General features: G+C 65.9%; 16 protein-coding genes. 7 read left to right on the forward strand and 9 right to left on the reverse strand.

Features of this window, described 5'->3' with window-relative positions; all coding sequences use genetic code 11:
- Positions 1-4 precede the first annotated feature (4 nt).
- Both WBP06_RS08740 and WBP06_RS08745 read right to left on the reverse strand, forming a co-directional pair.
- Positions 5-394, reverse strand: coding sequence for a hypothetical protein (locus WBP06_RS08740; RefSeq protein WP_395333859.1), 390 nt, complete (start codon positions 392-394; stop codon positions 5-7).
- Positions 394-1,605: a saccharopine dehydrogenase family protein gene (locus WBP06_RS08745; RefSeq protein WP_395333861.1), complete on the reverse strand. Its 1,212-nt coding sequence runs from the start codon at positions 1,603-1,605 to the stop codon at positions 394-396. The genes WBP06_RS08740 and WBP06_RS08745 overlap by 1 nt, the downstream gene beginning before the upstream one ends.
- Positions 1,606-1,965: 360 nt before the next feature.
- Here WBP06_RS08745 and WBP06_RS08750 point away from each other — a divergent pair, with 360 nt between their 5' ends.
- The 6 genes from WBP06_RS08750 to WBP06_RS08775 all read left to right on the forward strand — a co-directional run bounded on the left by WBP06_RS08750 (position 1,966) and on the right by WBP06_RS08775 (position 5,961).
- Entirely contained in the window at positions 1,966-3,189 is a 1,224-nt protein-coding gene (locus WBP06_RS08750; protein ID WP_395333863.1) for a DUF3419 family protein, read from the forward strand.
- A 3-nt stretch (positions 3,190-3,192) separates the two neighbouring features.
- The gene (locus tag WBP06_RS08755) at positions 3,193-3,837 is read left to right on the forward strand and encodes a class I SAM-dependent methyltransferase (RefSeq protein WP_395333865.1); all 645 of its coding nucleotides are present in this window, start codon (positions 3,193-3,195) and stop codon (positions 3,835-3,837) included.
- 64 nt (positions 3,838-3,901) lie between these two features.
- Complete coding sequence (locus WBP06_RS08760) at positions 3,902-4,879, forward strand: threonine/serine dehydratase (RefSeq protein ID WP_395333867.1); 978 nt, start codon at positions 3,902-3,904, stop codon at positions 4,877-4,879.
- A gap of 63 nt (positions 4,880-4,942) precedes the next feature.
- Positions 4,943-5,365, forward strand: a complete 423-nt coding sequence (locus tag WBP06_RS08765) for an MAPEG family protein (RefSeq protein ID WP_395333869.1) — start codon at positions 4,943-4,945, stop codon at positions 5,363-5,365.
- Positions 5,366-5,427: 62 nt separating this feature from the next.
- Positions 5,428-5,664: a hypothetical protein gene (locus tag WBP06_RS08770; protein ID WP_395333871.1), complete on the forward strand. Its 237-nt coding sequence runs from the start codon at positions 5,428-5,430 to the stop codon at positions 5,662-5,664.
- A 33-nt stretch (positions 5,665-5,697) separates the two neighbouring features.
- Positions 5,698-5,961: a hypothetical protein gene (locus tag WBP06_RS08775; protein ID WP_395333873.1), complete on the forward strand. Its 264-nt coding sequence runs from the start codon at positions 5,698-5,700 to the stop codon at positions 5,959-5,961.
- Positions 5,962-5,981: 20 nt separating this feature from the next.
- On the opposite strand, the gene WBP06_RS08780 is transcribed toward WBP06_RS08775, so the two are convergent.
- From WBP06_RS08780 to WBP06_RS08790, 3 genes are read right to left on the reverse strand one after another with little or no spacing between them, the layout of a single operon-like run.
- Complete coding sequence (locus WBP06_RS08780) at positions 5,982-7,241, reverse strand: class I SAM-dependent RNA methyltransferase (RefSeq protein WP_395333875.1); 1,260 nt, start codon at positions 7,239-7,241, stop codon at positions 5,982-5,984.
- On the reverse strand, positions 7,238-8,650 hold the full coding sequence (locus tag WBP06_RS08785; protein ID WP_395333877.1) for an NAD(P)H-hydrate epimerase: 1,413 nt from the start codon (positions 8,648-8,650) through the stop codon (positions 7,238-7,240). The genes WBP06_RS08780 and WBP06_RS08785 overlap by 4 nt, the downstream gene beginning before the upstream one ends.
- Positions 8,622-9,014 carry a hypothetical protein gene (locus WBP06_RS08790; RefSeq protein WP_395333879.1) on the reverse strand — a complete coding sequence of 131 codons (393 nt, stop codon included), beginning with the start codon at positions 9,012-9,014 and terminating at the stop codon, positions 8,622-8,624. The genes WBP06_RS08785 and WBP06_RS08790 overlap by 29 nt, the downstream gene beginning before the upstream one ends.
- Positions 9,015-9,226: 212 nt before the next feature.
- On the opposite strand from WBP06_RS08790, the gene WBP06_RS08795 reads away from it, so the two are divergent.
- Complete coding sequence (locus WBP06_RS08795) at positions 9,227-9,967, forward strand: class I SAM-dependent methyltransferase (protein ID WP_395333881.1); 741 nt, start codon at positions 9,227-9,229, stop codon at positions 9,965-9,967.
- 39 nt (positions 9,968-10,006) lie between these two features.
- Here WBP06_RS08795 and ilvD read toward each other — a convergent pair whose 3' ends face one another.
- The 4 genes from ilvD to WBP06_RS08815 all read right to left on the reverse strand — a co-directional run bounded on the left by ilvD (position 10,007) and on the right by WBP06_RS08815 (position 14,156).
- Positions 10,007-11,863: a dihydroxy-acid dehydratase gene (gene ilvD / locus WBP06_RS08800; protein WP_395333883.1), complete on the reverse strand. Its 1,857-nt coding sequence runs from the start codon at positions 11,861-11,863 to the stop codon at positions 10,007-10,009.
- A 136-nt stretch (positions 11,864-11,999) separates the two neighbouring features.
- A complete protein-coding gene (locus tag WBP06_RS08805; RefSeq protein ID WP_395333885.1) occupies positions 12,000-12,566 on the reverse strand; it encodes a DUF805 domain-containing protein in 567 nt (188 codons plus the stop codon).
- A gap of 58 nt (positions 12,567-12,624) precedes the next feature.
- Positions 12,625-13,347 carry an N-formylglutamate amidohydrolase gene (locus WBP06_RS08810; protein ID WP_395333887.1) on the reverse strand — a complete coding sequence of 241 codons (723 nt, stop codon included), beginning with the start codon at positions 13,345-13,347 and terminating at the stop codon, positions 12,625-12,627.
- Positions 13,344-14,156: a 4-(cytidine 5'-diphospho)-2-C-methyl-D-erythritol kinase gene (locus tag WBP06_RS08815; RefSeq protein WP_395333888.1), complete on the reverse strand. Its 813-nt coding sequence runs from the start codon at positions 14,154-14,156 to the stop codon at positions 13,344-13,346. The genes WBP06_RS08810 and WBP06_RS08815 overlap by 4 nt, the downstream gene beginning before the upstream one ends.
- Between the last annotated feature and the right edge of the window lie 163 nt (positions 14,157-14,319).

Consider the following 14,319-nt stretch of genomic DNA (forward strand, 5'->3'; position numbering starts at 1 on the left):
TGTCTCAGTCGACGCAGATCGCGGCGGGCGCCTTGCCGTCGCGGAGTTCGGCGTAGCAGCCGTAGAGCTTGTCGTCGGCCTGGCACTGGCCAACACCGGGCTTGTCCGGCGAGACGGCGCCGGCACTGGCCACGCACTTGCCTTCGCATTGCGACGTGTCGGAGCAGGTCTTGCCGGCATCTGCGAAGCGGTGGACGCACTGCTCCATGCCCATCCGGCCGCGCCGCTGCACGGTGCCACCGGATTGTTCGCAAGCCGCACGGTCCGCCGCGCTCATGTCGCGCGAATAACCGGCCGCTTCAGAAGTCGGTGTGACGGCAGGCTGGGGACCGTCCTGCGGCGCGCAGGCGGCAAGCGCCAATGCGCCCGCAAGAACGGTCCACAGCCCGCGCATCAGAACGCCAGCGGTCCGTCGAGTTCCTCGACCGTCCAGGGCAGGCCATGCTTGTTCAGCATGTCCATGTAGGGATCGGGATCGAACTGCTCCATGTTGAACACGCCCTCGCCCGACCAGGCGCCGGTCAGGATCATGGCCGCGCCGATCATCGCCGGAACGCCGGTGGTGTAGCTGACGGCCTGGTTGCCGGTTTCGGCAAAGGCATCTTCGTGGTCGCAGATGTTCTTGATGTAGAACGTCTTCTCACCCGAACCGTCCAGCGCTTCGCCGGTCGCGATGTCGCCGATGTTGGTCTTGCCCTTGGTCGTCGAGCCAAGCGAGCTGGGCTCGGGCAGGACGGCCTTCAGGAACTGGAGCGGAATGATTTCCACGCCGTTGTAGATCACCGGATCGATGCGCGTCATGCCGACGTTCTGCAGCACGGTCAGGTGCTTGATGTACTCGTCACCGAAGGTCATCCAGAAGCGCGCGCGCTCCATTTCGGGGATGAACTTGGCGAGGCTTTCCAGTTCCTCGTGGTACATCATGTACATGTTTTTCGGGCCGACGGCTTCGAAGTCGAAGCTCTGCTTCACGCCCATCGCCGGGGTTTCGACGAACTGGCCGTTTTCCCAGTGGCGCGCCGGCGCGGTGACTTCGCGGATGTTGATTTCCGGGTTGAAGTTCGTCGCGAAGGCCTGGCCGTGATCGCCGCCGTTGCAGTCCAGAATATCCAGCGTGCGGATGGTCTTCAGCTTGTGCTTCTTCAGCCACATCGCGAAGACCGAGGTGACGCCCGGGTCGAAGCCCGAACCCAGCAGCGCCATCAGACCGGCCTGCTTGAAGCGCTCCTGATAGGCCCACTGCCAGTGGTATTCGAACTTCGCCACGTCCTTGGGCTCGTAGTTCGCGGTGTCCATGTAGTGCGTGCCGGTGGCCAGGCACGCGTCCATGATCGCGAGGTCCTGATACGGCAGCGCCAGATTGACGACCAACTTCGGACCGATCGAGCGGATCAGCGCCGAGGTGGCCTCAACATCGTCGGCATCGATCGCATAGGTGCTGATCGTCACGCCGGTGCGCTGCTTCACCAATTCGGCGATCGCTTCACACTTGGAAACCGTGCGGCTGGCGAGATGAATGTCGGAAAAGATATCCGGATTCATCGCCATCTTGTGGACCGCGACCGAACCGACGCCACCTGCGCCGATCACCAGAACCTTGCTCACCAATCTATCTCCTTGAACGCGCAAGCCGCGAAAGGGCCGCATATAATGCCCCTGTGTGACAACTCAACTCTTGTGCGGGCCAAGCCCCGCACAAGAGGTTTTTGTCGGGTGCGCTCGTCACATCCGTGACGAGCTTGCGGCACCGGCCCACTCCCCCACCCGACCACCCATCAGGATACACTCGCGGGTGGTCGGGTGGGGGAGTGGGCCGGTGCCGCACAAAACGGCCGGATGGCCGTTTTGCCCGACCGTCAGGTCGGCAGAAGTGTCATAAACAGCCATCATCCCGTCATCACCCGGTCACCGGGCGGAGGCATTGCCGCCACGACACGCCGACCTGGCACCGGGGGACCACTACCAATGCCGCACGCTCGCCCTGCTTCCGATCTGATCGAGGGAGCGGTCGTCCGCTCGGAATCCTCGCGCGCCGCGCGCCTGCTGGACAAGGCTTTCGCGCTTGCCTTCAAGGGCCTGGTCTACGCGCAGATCTGGGAAGACCCGGTGGCGGACATGGCGGCGCTGCAGATCGGTCCGGACAGCCGCGTGCTGACGATCGCCAGCGGCAGCTGCAACGCGCTTTCCTACCTCACCGCGAATCCGGCGACGATCACCTGCGTCGATCTCAACACCGCGCATATCGCGCTGGGTCGCCTGAAAATCGCGGCGATCCGCAACCTGACCGATTACGCGGACCTGCGCAGCTTCATCGCCGAAGCCGACAAGCCGGAAAACGCCCGCATCTACCGCGAAAAGCTGGCCCCGCATCTGGACGAAGCGACGCGCCGTTACTGGGAAGGTCGCGATCTTGTGGGTCGCCGCCGCATCAATGGCTTCACGCGCGGTATCTACAAGCGCGGGTTGCTGGGCCACTTCATCGGCGCCGCCCATGTCCTCGCCAAGCTCTACAAGATCGACCCCAGCGAGATTCTGGGTGCCGAAACGTTGGAGGAACAGCGCCGCGTGTTCGACGAACGCTTCGCGCCGATCTTCGAGCGCAAGCTGGTGCGCTGGCTGACCGATCAGCCCGCATCGCTGTTCGGCCTGGGCATTCCGCCCGCGCAGTACGACGCGCTCGCGGGCGGCCAGCGCATGGCGGACGTGCTGCGCGCGCGCCTTGAAAAGCTCGCCTGCCACTTCCCGCTGAACGACAACTACTTCGCCTGGCAGGCCTTCGGGCGCGGTTATGGCCGGCAGGACAAGGCCCCGCTGCCGCCCTATCTTCAGGAAGGCAATGTCGCCCAGGTGCGCGAGCGGCTGGAACGGCTGACGCTGCGCCACGCCAGCTTCACGCAAGTGCTGCAGGACAGCCCGGATGCCTCGCTCGACCGCTACATCCTGCTCGACGCGCAGGACTGGATGAGCGACGCGCAACTGACCGAACTCTGGGGCGAGATCACCCGCACCGCCCGCCCCGGATCGCGCGTGCTGTTCCGCACCGCCGCCGAACCCACGCTGCTGCCGGGCCGCGTGCCGGACGAAATCCTCTCTCGCTGGGATTACCGCGAAGAGGAATCGCGCGCCGCGACCAAGGCCGATCGTTCATCGATCTATGGCGGCGTCCATCTCTATGTCCTGAAGGACTGAGGGATGAACGAAACCGCCCTTCCCGCCGATCACGCCGCGCTGATGGACCGCGTCTATCGCGGCCAGCGCCACATCTACGACCTGACGCGCAAATACTACTTGTTCGGCCGGGACCGGGTGATCCGCGAACTCGATGCCGCGCCCGGCATGTCGGTGCTGGAAGTGGGCTGCGGCACCGGGCGCAATCTGGAACTGGCCAGCAAGGCATGGCCCGGCGTGGCGCTGCACGGTTTCGACATTTCCAGCGAGATGCTGAAGAACGCCGACAAGCGCCTCGGCAATCAAGCCGTTCTCGTCCCCGGGGATGCCACGCGCTTCGACGCCAGGGCCTTGTTCGGGCGCGACGGGTTCGACCGGATCTTCCTGTCCTACACCCTGTCGATGATCCCCGGCTGGCAGGATGCCCTGTCGCGTGCGGTGGCGGCGCTTTCCCCCGGCGGCGTGGTCCACGTCGTCGATTTCGGCGACCTCGCGGGCCTGCCTTCCCCCTTGCGGGCGGGCCTGCGGGGCTGGCTGGCGAAATTTCACGTAACCCCCCGGCTCGATCTGCCGATGATGGCGGCACGAATCGCGGGCGATCGCGGCTTGTCCGTGGAATTCACGCGCGGCCCGCTTGGCTACTACCAGATGGTGCGTCTCTCTCGCTGAAGCCCTGCCGATCCACATAGTTGCGGCTATGCCAATCTACATGGTTGCGGCTATGCCGCGGGGCATGGATACAAATCTTCAGCGCCGCCCGACCCACGAAGGGGTCATCGAAGCCGCAGCCAAAGTCGCAGCGATCCTGCCGCGCACGCCGCTGCTTCCGCTAGAGGTCGATGGCCGCACGATCTGGTGCAAGGCGGAAAGCCTCCAGCCCGTAGGCGCCTTCAAGATTCGCGGGGCCTGGCATCGCCTTACCGCGCTGTCCGATGAAGAGCGCACGGGCGGCGTCGTCGGCGTTTCCAGCGGCAACCACGCGCAGGGCGTCGCCTGGGCCGCGCGGCGGCTGGGAATTGCCGCCACCATCGTCATGCCCACCGATGCGCCGGAAGTGAAGCTGGCCAATACTCGCGCCTTGGGGGCCGAAGTCGTGCTCTACGACCGCCCCGGCGGCGAGGACCGCGACGCAGTTTCGCAGCGCCTTTGCGCCGAACGCGGCGCAACGCTGGTCCATGCTTTCGGCGATCCGTGGATCATCGAGGGGCAAGGCAGCGTCGCCATCGAAATCGCCGCGCAGATGGCAGAGCTTGGCCACGACGGTCCCGACCTTATCGTGACGCCCTGCGGTGGTGGCGGACTGACGGCGGGCCTTGCACTCGCCCTGCCCGATGCCGCCGTAATTCCAGTGGAGCCGGAGGGGTGGGACGATGTCTGCCGCAGCCTTGCCAGCGGAGAGATCCAGCGCGTCGCCGCCGATGCGCCGCCCACCGCCTGCGACGCGCTGCAGACCCCGGCGACATGGCCGGTGAATTTCGAGGTGCTGAAGGCACGCTGCCCCTTCGGCTTGGTCGCCACGCCCGCCGAAGTGCGCGCGGCGCAGCGGCTGGCTTTCGCCAAGCTGCGCCTCGTGCTCGAACCCGGCGGCGCGGCAGCGCTGGCCGCCGTGCTGGCCGGCAAGGTGGAACTGACCGACCGCACCGCCGTTGTGCTTTCAGGCGGCAATACCGATGCCGAAGCCTTCGCCAAGGTATTGGCCGGAAACGCCTAAGTACTGGATTGACAAGAGGGCCGGCGCGGCGGACGCTCCCCTTCGAAAGCAAGGGAGCGTCCAATGACTGGAATGGCAATCCTGCAACCGGTGGTCGCGCTGGCGGCCTGGACCATGGTCATGTGGTTCTGGCTCTACGGCTCGCGCATTTCCTCGTTCGGCAAGGTCGATCCCGAGGAACTGATCGACGATCCCCACGTCTCGCTCGATCATGTCCTGCCACCGCAGGTCGAGTGGAAAGCCCACAATTACCGCCACCTGCTGCAGGATCCGGTGGTGTTCTATGCGATCACGCTGACGCTGGCGGTGCTGCGGCTGGGGGATGGTTTGAACACGCAGGTGGCCTGGGCCTACGTGGTGTTCCGCGTGCTGCATTCCATCGTCCAGACCACCTTCAACCAGATGGTGCCGCGCTTCGCCCTCTATGCGCTTTCCAGCTTCTGCCTGATCTTTCTGGTCGCCCGCGCGGCGCTTGCGATGTTCTAGACGAAGCCCCCGGACGAGAGTACGCTTCCCCCGGTGGGAGCGCGTAGTTCGGGAGATGCTGCGTGAAGACAGTTCGTCGGCAATTGGCCAGTGCGCCGGTATGTTGGGCCGTCCTCGTTCTGGAGGTGGGTTTTCTTGTCCTGACGTTGGCGGTCCTCGTCAACAAGGTGCTGCAGACCAGCTGGAACCTCAGTTGGTCGCTGTTCTTCGTCGGGGTGATCGGCAGCGCGTGGGGCGCGGTGATCTACCAGCTGCTATCCTGCAATGCCGATGAGACCGAAAGCGACGGGAACGCGTGACGCGCGGGGCCGATCGCTGCTAAGGCGGCCGTCATGGATTTCGACGACCAGCTTCGCCGCTACTTCGGCACCGACGACCTTGCCACCATCGCGCCCACCACGCTGGAAACCGGGCTGGACCGGATGCGCGTGGACCTGGGCATGGAGAAGGACCGCGCGCGGCGTTTCGCGCTGTGGTCCCTGCTCTACATGTTCGGCGCCTCGCCCGATCTGGACGTTGCGTTCGATAACGAGGACGATCGCAACGCCGCGCGGGACTTCATGGACATGATGGCGAAAGCCCAGGAATCGGACTGATTCAGGGGGCTCCGTGCCCCTCACCCGCGTTCGAAATAGCTCGCCAGTTCCACGTGGGTTGACCAGCGGAACTGGCCGACCGGGCGCAGTTCCACCAGCCTGAAGCCCGCCTCCACCAGCCGCGCCGCATCGCGCGACCAGCTGGACGGATTGCATGAGATATAGACCACCCGGCCCACGCTGGAATCGGCGATGCAGTCCACCTGCTCGCGCGCGCCGGCGCGCGGCGGGTCGAGCACCACAGCATCGAACTTGCTCAGTTCGTCGGGCTGGAGCGGATTGCGGAACAAGTCGCGGTGCGCGCTGAACACCGGCAATTGCGCGCGATCGGCGGCCGCCTTGCAGGCCAGATGTGCGTCACGCGCCGCTTCGGCGGCCAGCACCCGGGTCTGCGGCCCGGCCAATGCCAGCGCAAAGGTGCCGAGGCCCGCAAACAGGTCCGCCACGGTCGCGGCGCCTTCCAGCCACGTCTTCGTTGCATCGACCAGCGCTTCCTCGCCATCGACGGTCGCCTGCAGGAACGAGCCCGGCGGGAGAGGCACCTGAACGCCACCTAGCGTTACCGTAACCGGTTCCGGCTCCCACACGGTTTCGAAACCGTAACCGCCATCCATGGTCAGGCGCGCAAGGCGATGTTCGCGCGCGAAATCGAGCATCGACTCGGTCGCGGAAAGCCCCTCGGCGGTCAGCCCCTTCACGCCCAGATCGACGCCCTGATCGGTCAGCGTCATCTCGATATCGGCGGCCATGCGGGTCTGCTGGTGCTTGCCCGGCTTGCCGTGGCGCCCCTTCTTGGCAGGCGCCGCCTTGCCCATGGTGATCAGCAGCTTGCGCAGCGGGCCCAGCACCGCGAACAGTTCCGGCGCCATCACCGGGCATTCTTCCAGTTCGACCAGCCGATGCGACTTCGCCTCGCGGAAACCGATCGCCACGCGCCCGCCGGAGCTTTCGGCGCGCAACGACACGCGGCGGCGCGCGTGTGGGGGCGAGAGGTAGGGCGGCGCGATCGTTTCAGCGCCCAGTTCCTGCGAGGCCGAGGCATTGGCCACGCGCCCTTCGACGAAGGCAGCCAGCGTTTCCTCGTCCAACTGCTGAAGCTGGCAACCGCCGCAGCGGCCGAAATGGGTGCAAATCGGCTGGATGTGATGCGGCCCCCATTCCAGGGTGCCGTCTTCATGCAGCAGGTCGCCCGGCGCCGCGCCCCATGCAAAGCGGCCGGATGCGGTTACGCCATCGCCCTTGGCGGCGATGCGGATAATTTCTTCGGTTTCTGTGGTCACAGGCAGGCCGCTAGCGCAGCCGGGACCATTTGTCCAAGCTGACCGGCCGTGAAAGCCGGTGGAGCGAGCCGCGCCGCCTCTCCATGCAGCCAGACACCCTCGCACGCCGCCGCGAATCCCTCGACACCGGCGGCAAGGCGGCTGGCGATGCAGCCGGCCAGCACGTCGCCCGTCCCTGCCGTGGAAAGCCACGAAGTCGCGCGCGGCGCGCAGGCCAGCCGGCCGTCGGGAGCGGCGATCACCGTGTCCGGCCCCTTGGCAACGACGATCATCCCGCCCGCCTTGGCGAGCGCGATGGCGCGGTCAGCCTTGCTGCCGGTGCCCTCAACATCGAAGGCCCGCTCCAGCGTCATCAACTCGCCCTCATGCGGCGTCACCACCGTGGCGCCGCCCCGCTCGGTGAGATGGCGGGGCCCCAGCAGCACCAGCCCGTCGGCATCGACCACCGCCGGAACCCGATCTGCCAGCGCGATCGTCAGCCGTTCCCGCGCCGCCGTATCGCGGCCAAGGCCCGGCCCCACCAAGACCGCCGTGTTGCGGTCGTCGGTCAGCACATCGATCAATGCGCTCTGGTCCACCACCAGATCGGCCGGCACATTGCGGCTGCTGTCGGCAAAGAGCTTCACATAGCCTGCGCCTGCCCCTTGCGCGGCAAGGCTGGCCAGCACTGCCGCGCCCGGCATCGCCCCGCCGACCACCGCCAGCAGCCCGCGCCGATACTTGTGCGCATCTACGGCTGGTGCTCCGATCCGGGGCTTGGCCAGTGCAACCGCCGCCCCATCCACGGGCGCAACGCCGATCGGAACCTGCCGCAATCGGCCCATCATGGCCGTTGCCGGCATCAGGAAATGCGCGAATTTCCAAGCGCCCAGCGCCAGCGTCGCGTCGTAGCTAGGCAGGCCTGGATTGAGCAGCATCCCGGTGTCGGATTGAACGCCGCTCGGCAGATCCAGCGCGATGCGATGGTGATGTGCCCGGGCCAATCGCAACAGCAGCGCCAGATCCCCGGGATTGAGCGGGCGCGTCAGGCCGCTGCCGTAGAGGCAATCGACGAAGACATCGCCATGCATGTCCGCATCCGCCCCCAGCACCGCGCCGTGATAGCGGCCGCGGGCATCGCGGGCGGCATCGGTCTTCGGCTCGCCCGCCGCCACCACCGTCACCTGCCCGCCGCGTTCGCGAATGACTTCGGCAATTACATAGCCGTCGCCGCCGTTGTTGCCGGGGCCGCAAAGCACGGTGACCGACCGTCCCGCCGAAACTCGCCAGACCCATTCCGCCGCACCCAGCCCGGCAATCCGCATCAGCGCCTCTACCGAGGAGCCCGCCGCGATCAGCGCGTTTTCCGCCGCGCGCATCTGTGCGACGGTCAGGATCTGGTCATTGTGGGGGAGCAGCCTGTGGGGCATGGGATTTCCTCGTGGCCGGGAACACATAGCGATCGGCCCCGACCGAGAGGTCGAGCCTGTCGCCTTCCAGCCTTGTTACCGCCACTTGCGCCCCATCGGCAACCACCAGCCCGCGCCCATCGCCCACCACCGTGAACCGGCGGAAACCTCCATCCGGGTGGCGGACCAGCAGGATCAGCCCCTCCGCACCCCGATATCGCTCCACCGCGCAGACCGGCTTCAACTCGGCAGACCCGCCGATGGCGCAGGAAATATGCTCGTCCCCCTCCGCCACTTTCGGCGCCTCGTGATGCGACGAGCAGGCGCCGAGGGCGAGAACGCCGAGCGTGAGCGAGGATGCGGTTCCGATGAGCGAGCGAGCCATACGCCGAGACTTCAAGGATTTTCCCGCCGCCGACAAGCGTCAGGGTGCCGCAGCCCGAGAATGGGACAGTTGCGCAAGATCGGCCGCAGCGAAACAGGCCCGCGAATTTCCACGGCCCCACCCGAATTTGCTCGCCCGAATTTTTCGTTCAAGACCTTGGCGAAACAACAGGCTCCGTTGGCAGGCCCGCCGAACCGGAGTAAGCGGTCGCCATGGCCGACAGCGATCACAATTGGCGTCTATGGGGCGAACGGGACCCTTACTATGCGGTCCTCACCCACGCGCGCTTCCGCAGCGACAGTATCGAGGACCATCGCCGCGAATTTTTCGAGGGCGGAGAGGTTTTCGTTTCGCACTGGCTCTCCCAGATCGAACGCTACTTCGGCGCCTTGCCGCGCGGACGCGCGCTGGATTTCGGATGCGGCGTCGGGCGCCTGACGCTGCCGCTGGCCGATCATTTCGAGAGTGCCGTCGGGCTCGATATCGCCCCCGCCATGCTCGCGGAAGCGCGGCGGAATAGCGACGGGCGGCCGATCGACTATCTGTTGTCGGACGACAGCCTGTCGCGAGTGGAAGGATCGTTCGATTTCGTCATCAGCTGCATCGTCCTGCAACATATTCCCGTGGCACGCGGCATGGCCATTCTGGGCCGGCTGCTGGACCGCGTAAATCCCGGCGGCGGCGCCATCATCCAGCTTTCGACCAGGCGCAACCACAGCCGCTGGCAACGGTTGGGCGAGCAGATCCGCCATACCGTTCCCGGCGGGCAAGCGGTCATGAACCTGCTGGGCGGCCGCGCCGCCGATACCCCGGTGATGCAGATGAACGAATATCCGCTGGACGGCGTGCTGCGCCTGTTCGACGAACGCGGCTTTCACGAGATGCTGGTGCGGTACCAGAACCATGGCGGCACCGATGCCGCCATGATCATCGCGCGGCGTTCATACGCCTGATCGGGGGTTGCAGGGGGCAAGATACCCCCTGCCCCGCAATCACTTCCGCTTGAGCTGCGTCACGTCGCGCACGGCGCCCTTGGCGGCGCTGGTGGTCATCGCGGCATAGGCCTGAAGAGCGGCCGAAACCTTGCGCGGACGCGGGTGGACCGGCGACCATGCATCGGCACCGCGTGCCTCCTGCTGAGCGCGACGATGCGCCAGAACCTCGTCCGAAACCATCAGGTTGATGGTGCGGCCGGGAATGTCGATCTCGATCGTGTCGCCGTTCTCGACAAGGCCGATGGCACCGCCCTCGGCCGCTTCGGGCGAGGCGTGGCCGATCGAGAGGCCCGACGTGCCGCCCGAGAAGCGCCCGTCGGTCAGCAGCGCGCAGGCTTTGCCCAGGCCCTTCGACTTCAGGTAGCTGGTGGGGTAGAGCATTTCCTGCATGCCCGGCCCGCCGCGCGGCCCTTCGTAGCGGATGACGACGACGTCACCGGCGCCGACCTGCCCGCCAAGAATGCCGGCAACGGCGGCATCCTGTGATTCGTAGACGCGCGCGGTGCCGGTGAACTTCAGGATGCTGTCATCCACGCCCGCCGTCTTCACGATGCAGCCGTCCTGCGCGATATTGCCGTAGAGCACCGCAAGACCGCCGTCCTGGCTGAACGCATGTTCCTTGGAACGGATGACGCCGTTCTCACGATCGAGGTCGAGTTCTTCCCAGCGGCGGCTTTGGCTGAACGCAGTCTGCGTCGGCACGCCACCCGGCGCGGCCTTGAAGAATTCCTGCACCGAAGGCGCGTTGGTGCGCGAGATATCCCAGTGGTTCAGCGCATCGCCCAGCGTCTTGGCATGGACGGTCGGCAGGTCGGTATGCAGCAGGCCCGCACGGTCCAGCTGGCCCAGGATCGCCATGATGCCGCCGGCGCGGTGGACGTCTTCCATGTGGACGTCGTTCTTCGCGGGCGCGACCTTGGACAGGCACGGCACCTTGCGGCTGAGGCGATCGATATCCTCCATCGTGAAGTCCACGCCCGCTTCGACCGCGGCGGCCAGCAGGTGGAGCACGGTGTTGGTCGATCCACCCATGGCGATGTCCAGGCTCATGGCGTTTTCGAACGCCTTGAAGCTGGCGATATTGCGCGGAAGCGCGGTCTCGTCTTCCTGCTCGTAATAACGGCGGCAGAGATCAACCGCGAGACGGCCGGCTTCCAGGAACAGGCGCTGACGGTCCGAGTGGGTCGCCAGCGTCGAACCGTTGCCCGGCAGCGAGAGGCCCAGCGCCTCGGTCAGGCAGTTCATCGAGTTGGCGGTAAACATGCCGGAGCAGGAACCGCAAGTCGGGCAAGCCGAACGCTCGATCGCCTTCACTTCCTCGTCCGTGTAGCTTTCGTCGGCGGCGGCGACCATGGCGTCCACCAGATCGAGCGCCTGCTCCTTGCCGCGCAGCACGACCTTGCCCGCTTCCATCGGCCCGCCCGAAACGAAGACGACCGGAATGTTGATGCGCAGCGCGGCCATCAACATGCCCGGCGTGATCTTGTCGCAGTTGGAGATGCAGACCATGGCATCCGCGCAGTGGGCGTTGACCATGTATTCCACGCTGTCCGCGATCAGGTCGCGGCTGGGCAGCGAATAGAGCATGCCGTCGTGGCCCATGGCGATGCCGTCATCCACCGCGATGGTGTTGAATTCCTTGGCGACGCCGCCGGCCGCCTCGATCTCACGCGCGACCATCTGGCCCAAGTCCTTCAGGTGGACGTGGCCGGGCACGAACTGCGTGAACGAGTTCACCACGGCGATGATCGGCTTGCCGAAATCCGCATCCTTCATGCCCGTCGCGCGCCAGAGGCCACGCGCGCCCGCCATGTTGCGGCCGTGGGTGGAAGTGCGTGAACGATAGGCGGGCATTGTGCGAACTCCGGGATTGGTCATGGGGGCGGCGCACGATGGCGACCGTCTTGCCGCGCCCCTACGCGATGTGCAGGGGTTTTGCGAGGCATAAAATTTCCAGAAATGCGCTTTTTGCTTTTCGGATCGTGCGAGATCAAAGTTCCGGCGGCGGCCCGTAGCGGCTTTCGCCCTTGCTCCCCGACCGGGCCAGCAACAGCACCAGCACGCCGAGAGAGCCGAGATAGCAAAGGTTATTGAGGAACAGCAGGCCGAACAGCCGCATGTCCGGCTCTGGCATCGCGAACAGCTTCGGCATCTGGATGAAGCCGATAAGCAGGAACGGCAATGGCAAAAGCCCCCACGCGCCGGACCTGCCCGTATCGTGCAGGCGCCTTGTCACAGCCGCGGCGAGCAGGACGACAGCCACGGCAACGATGGCTTCCATCGCCCCGGACACCGCCGAAAAATCGGGCATGAGTTCGGGATGATGCCCTTGAATGCTGATCTGGTAATGGCCCGGCCCCGCGCTCACCGTGGACTGCTCAGGGTGGTCGCGGGCGAACTGCTGCATCTTCGCCATGCTGCGCGCCATCATCGGCCCGATCGCGGCAAAACTGGCGAGAAAGATCAGGCCGATGACGATCCCGGCCCAGGGCCAGAACTTCTCTCGCCCCTCTCGACCCGAAAATTTCGCCAGTCGTACAAGGTGATAGCCGATCATGGTGCCCCCCCCCCGAATTACGACCGGAAAGCTATCCCTGCGGCCATCGCTTCACAAGTCACCTCAGCGCGGCGCCGACCTGATGGCAGATGCGGGCCATGCGTTCGGCCCAGAGCGCCTGCCCTTGCGCGTCGCTGATCTGGTCCTGGCGGATTTCGATGCCGAGATAGGGGCGGCCATGCGCCTCTGCATGGCGGTTCATCGTCGCATTCAGGACTTTGCCCGAATAGGGAAGCTGATCGCCAACGACGAGGCCCTCCGCCTCCAGCAGCGGGATCGCGATGCGCGCGGCGCGGTCGTCCTCGTTATAGAGCACGCCCACATGCCAGGGGCGCGGCTTGTCGCAGGTGGCCAGCGCCGGCGTGAAGCTGTGGAGCGAGAAGATCAGCGCCGGTTCGGCGGCGACGAGGTGTGCCTCCAGATCGTCGTGATAGGCGTGGAAATACTGTGCGAGGCGGATAGAACGGCCTTCGTCGCAGAGCACGTTGCCGGGAATTTCGTGGCCGTCGGACACTGCTGGCAGGAGGCCGGGCGCGTCGAGATCGCGGTTGAAATCGCAGACGAGGCGGCTGACGTTGGCAAGCCACGCGGCGATGTCTGCACCCACCATTCGCTCAGCAACACCGGCGACGCCGATGTCGATGGCGATGTGGCGGTTCAGCAGTTCCTCTTCGATGCCAAGGTCCACGCCATCGGGCACGCGGTTGGAGGCGTGATCGGCAACGATCAGGATGCCGCCGGCTTGCGGCGTGCCCAGCAGGCGATATGCTTCGGTAATCAACGCAGGTTCCCGGACAATTGCCACCAATCGGGGCGGGTTGCAGCGATCCTTGCCGCCGCCTCGCTTAAGGCTTCCTGACTTTCATAGAGCGCAAAGCACGTCGCGCCGGAACCGGACATGCGGGCAAGGAACGGTGCGGTTTCGCGCAGTGCCGCCAGAACATCGGCCACGGCCGGGCAGATTTCGATGGCGGGTGCTTCCAGATCGTTGCGGCCGGTCAGGGCGATTTCGCGCAAGGAGCCCGTCGGCATCGGGCCACGGTCGATCCGATCCCAGGCCTTGAACACCGGCCCGGTCGGCACCGGCAGGCGCGGGTTGACCAGCAGCACCGGGCAGCCGGCAAGGTCGTTTTCGGCAACTTCGGCCAGATCGGAGCCGGTGCCGGTGCCGATGCAGGGGCGAGAGAGCACGCAGGCCGGAACGTCCGCGCCGAGTTTGGCTGCTTGGGCGTGCCAGTCATCGGGCAAGCCGTGCGTCCGCTCTACCATGCGGAACACTGCGCCGGCATCGGCCGAGCCACCGCCCAGCCCTGCCGCCACCGGCAGGCGCTTTTCGAGATCGACCGACCAGCCTTTTCCATGCGGCAGCGCCGTCAACGCCTTGGCGACGATATTGCCGAACGGATCGTCGATCTTCGCGGCAAACTCACCGTGGGTGATCAGCCTGTCGGCTTCGGCCGGCGTGGCCGCCAGTTCGTCCCCCGCATCGACGAAGGCGAAGAGCGTTTCCAGTTCATGATAGCCATCCTCGCGCCGTCTGCGGACGTGGAGCGCGAGGTTGATCTTGGCGTAGGCAGTTTCCGAAATCATCGCACCGTCCATGCGATGCCAGCGCCGCCGGCGCAAGTGTACTCCCCGATACGGGGAGGGGGACCATGCAAAGCATGGTGGAGGGGATTCCCGCCACGGCGCGGGCGTCGGTGTTTGCGGAGAATCCCCTCCGTCAGTCCTTCGGACTGCCACCTCCCCGTAC

The sequence above is a fragment of the Novosphingobium mississippiense genome (assembly GCF_044029535.1).
Classification (GTDB): Bacteria; Pseudomonadota; Alphaproteobacteria; order Sphingomonadales; family Sphingomonadaceae; genus Novosphingobium.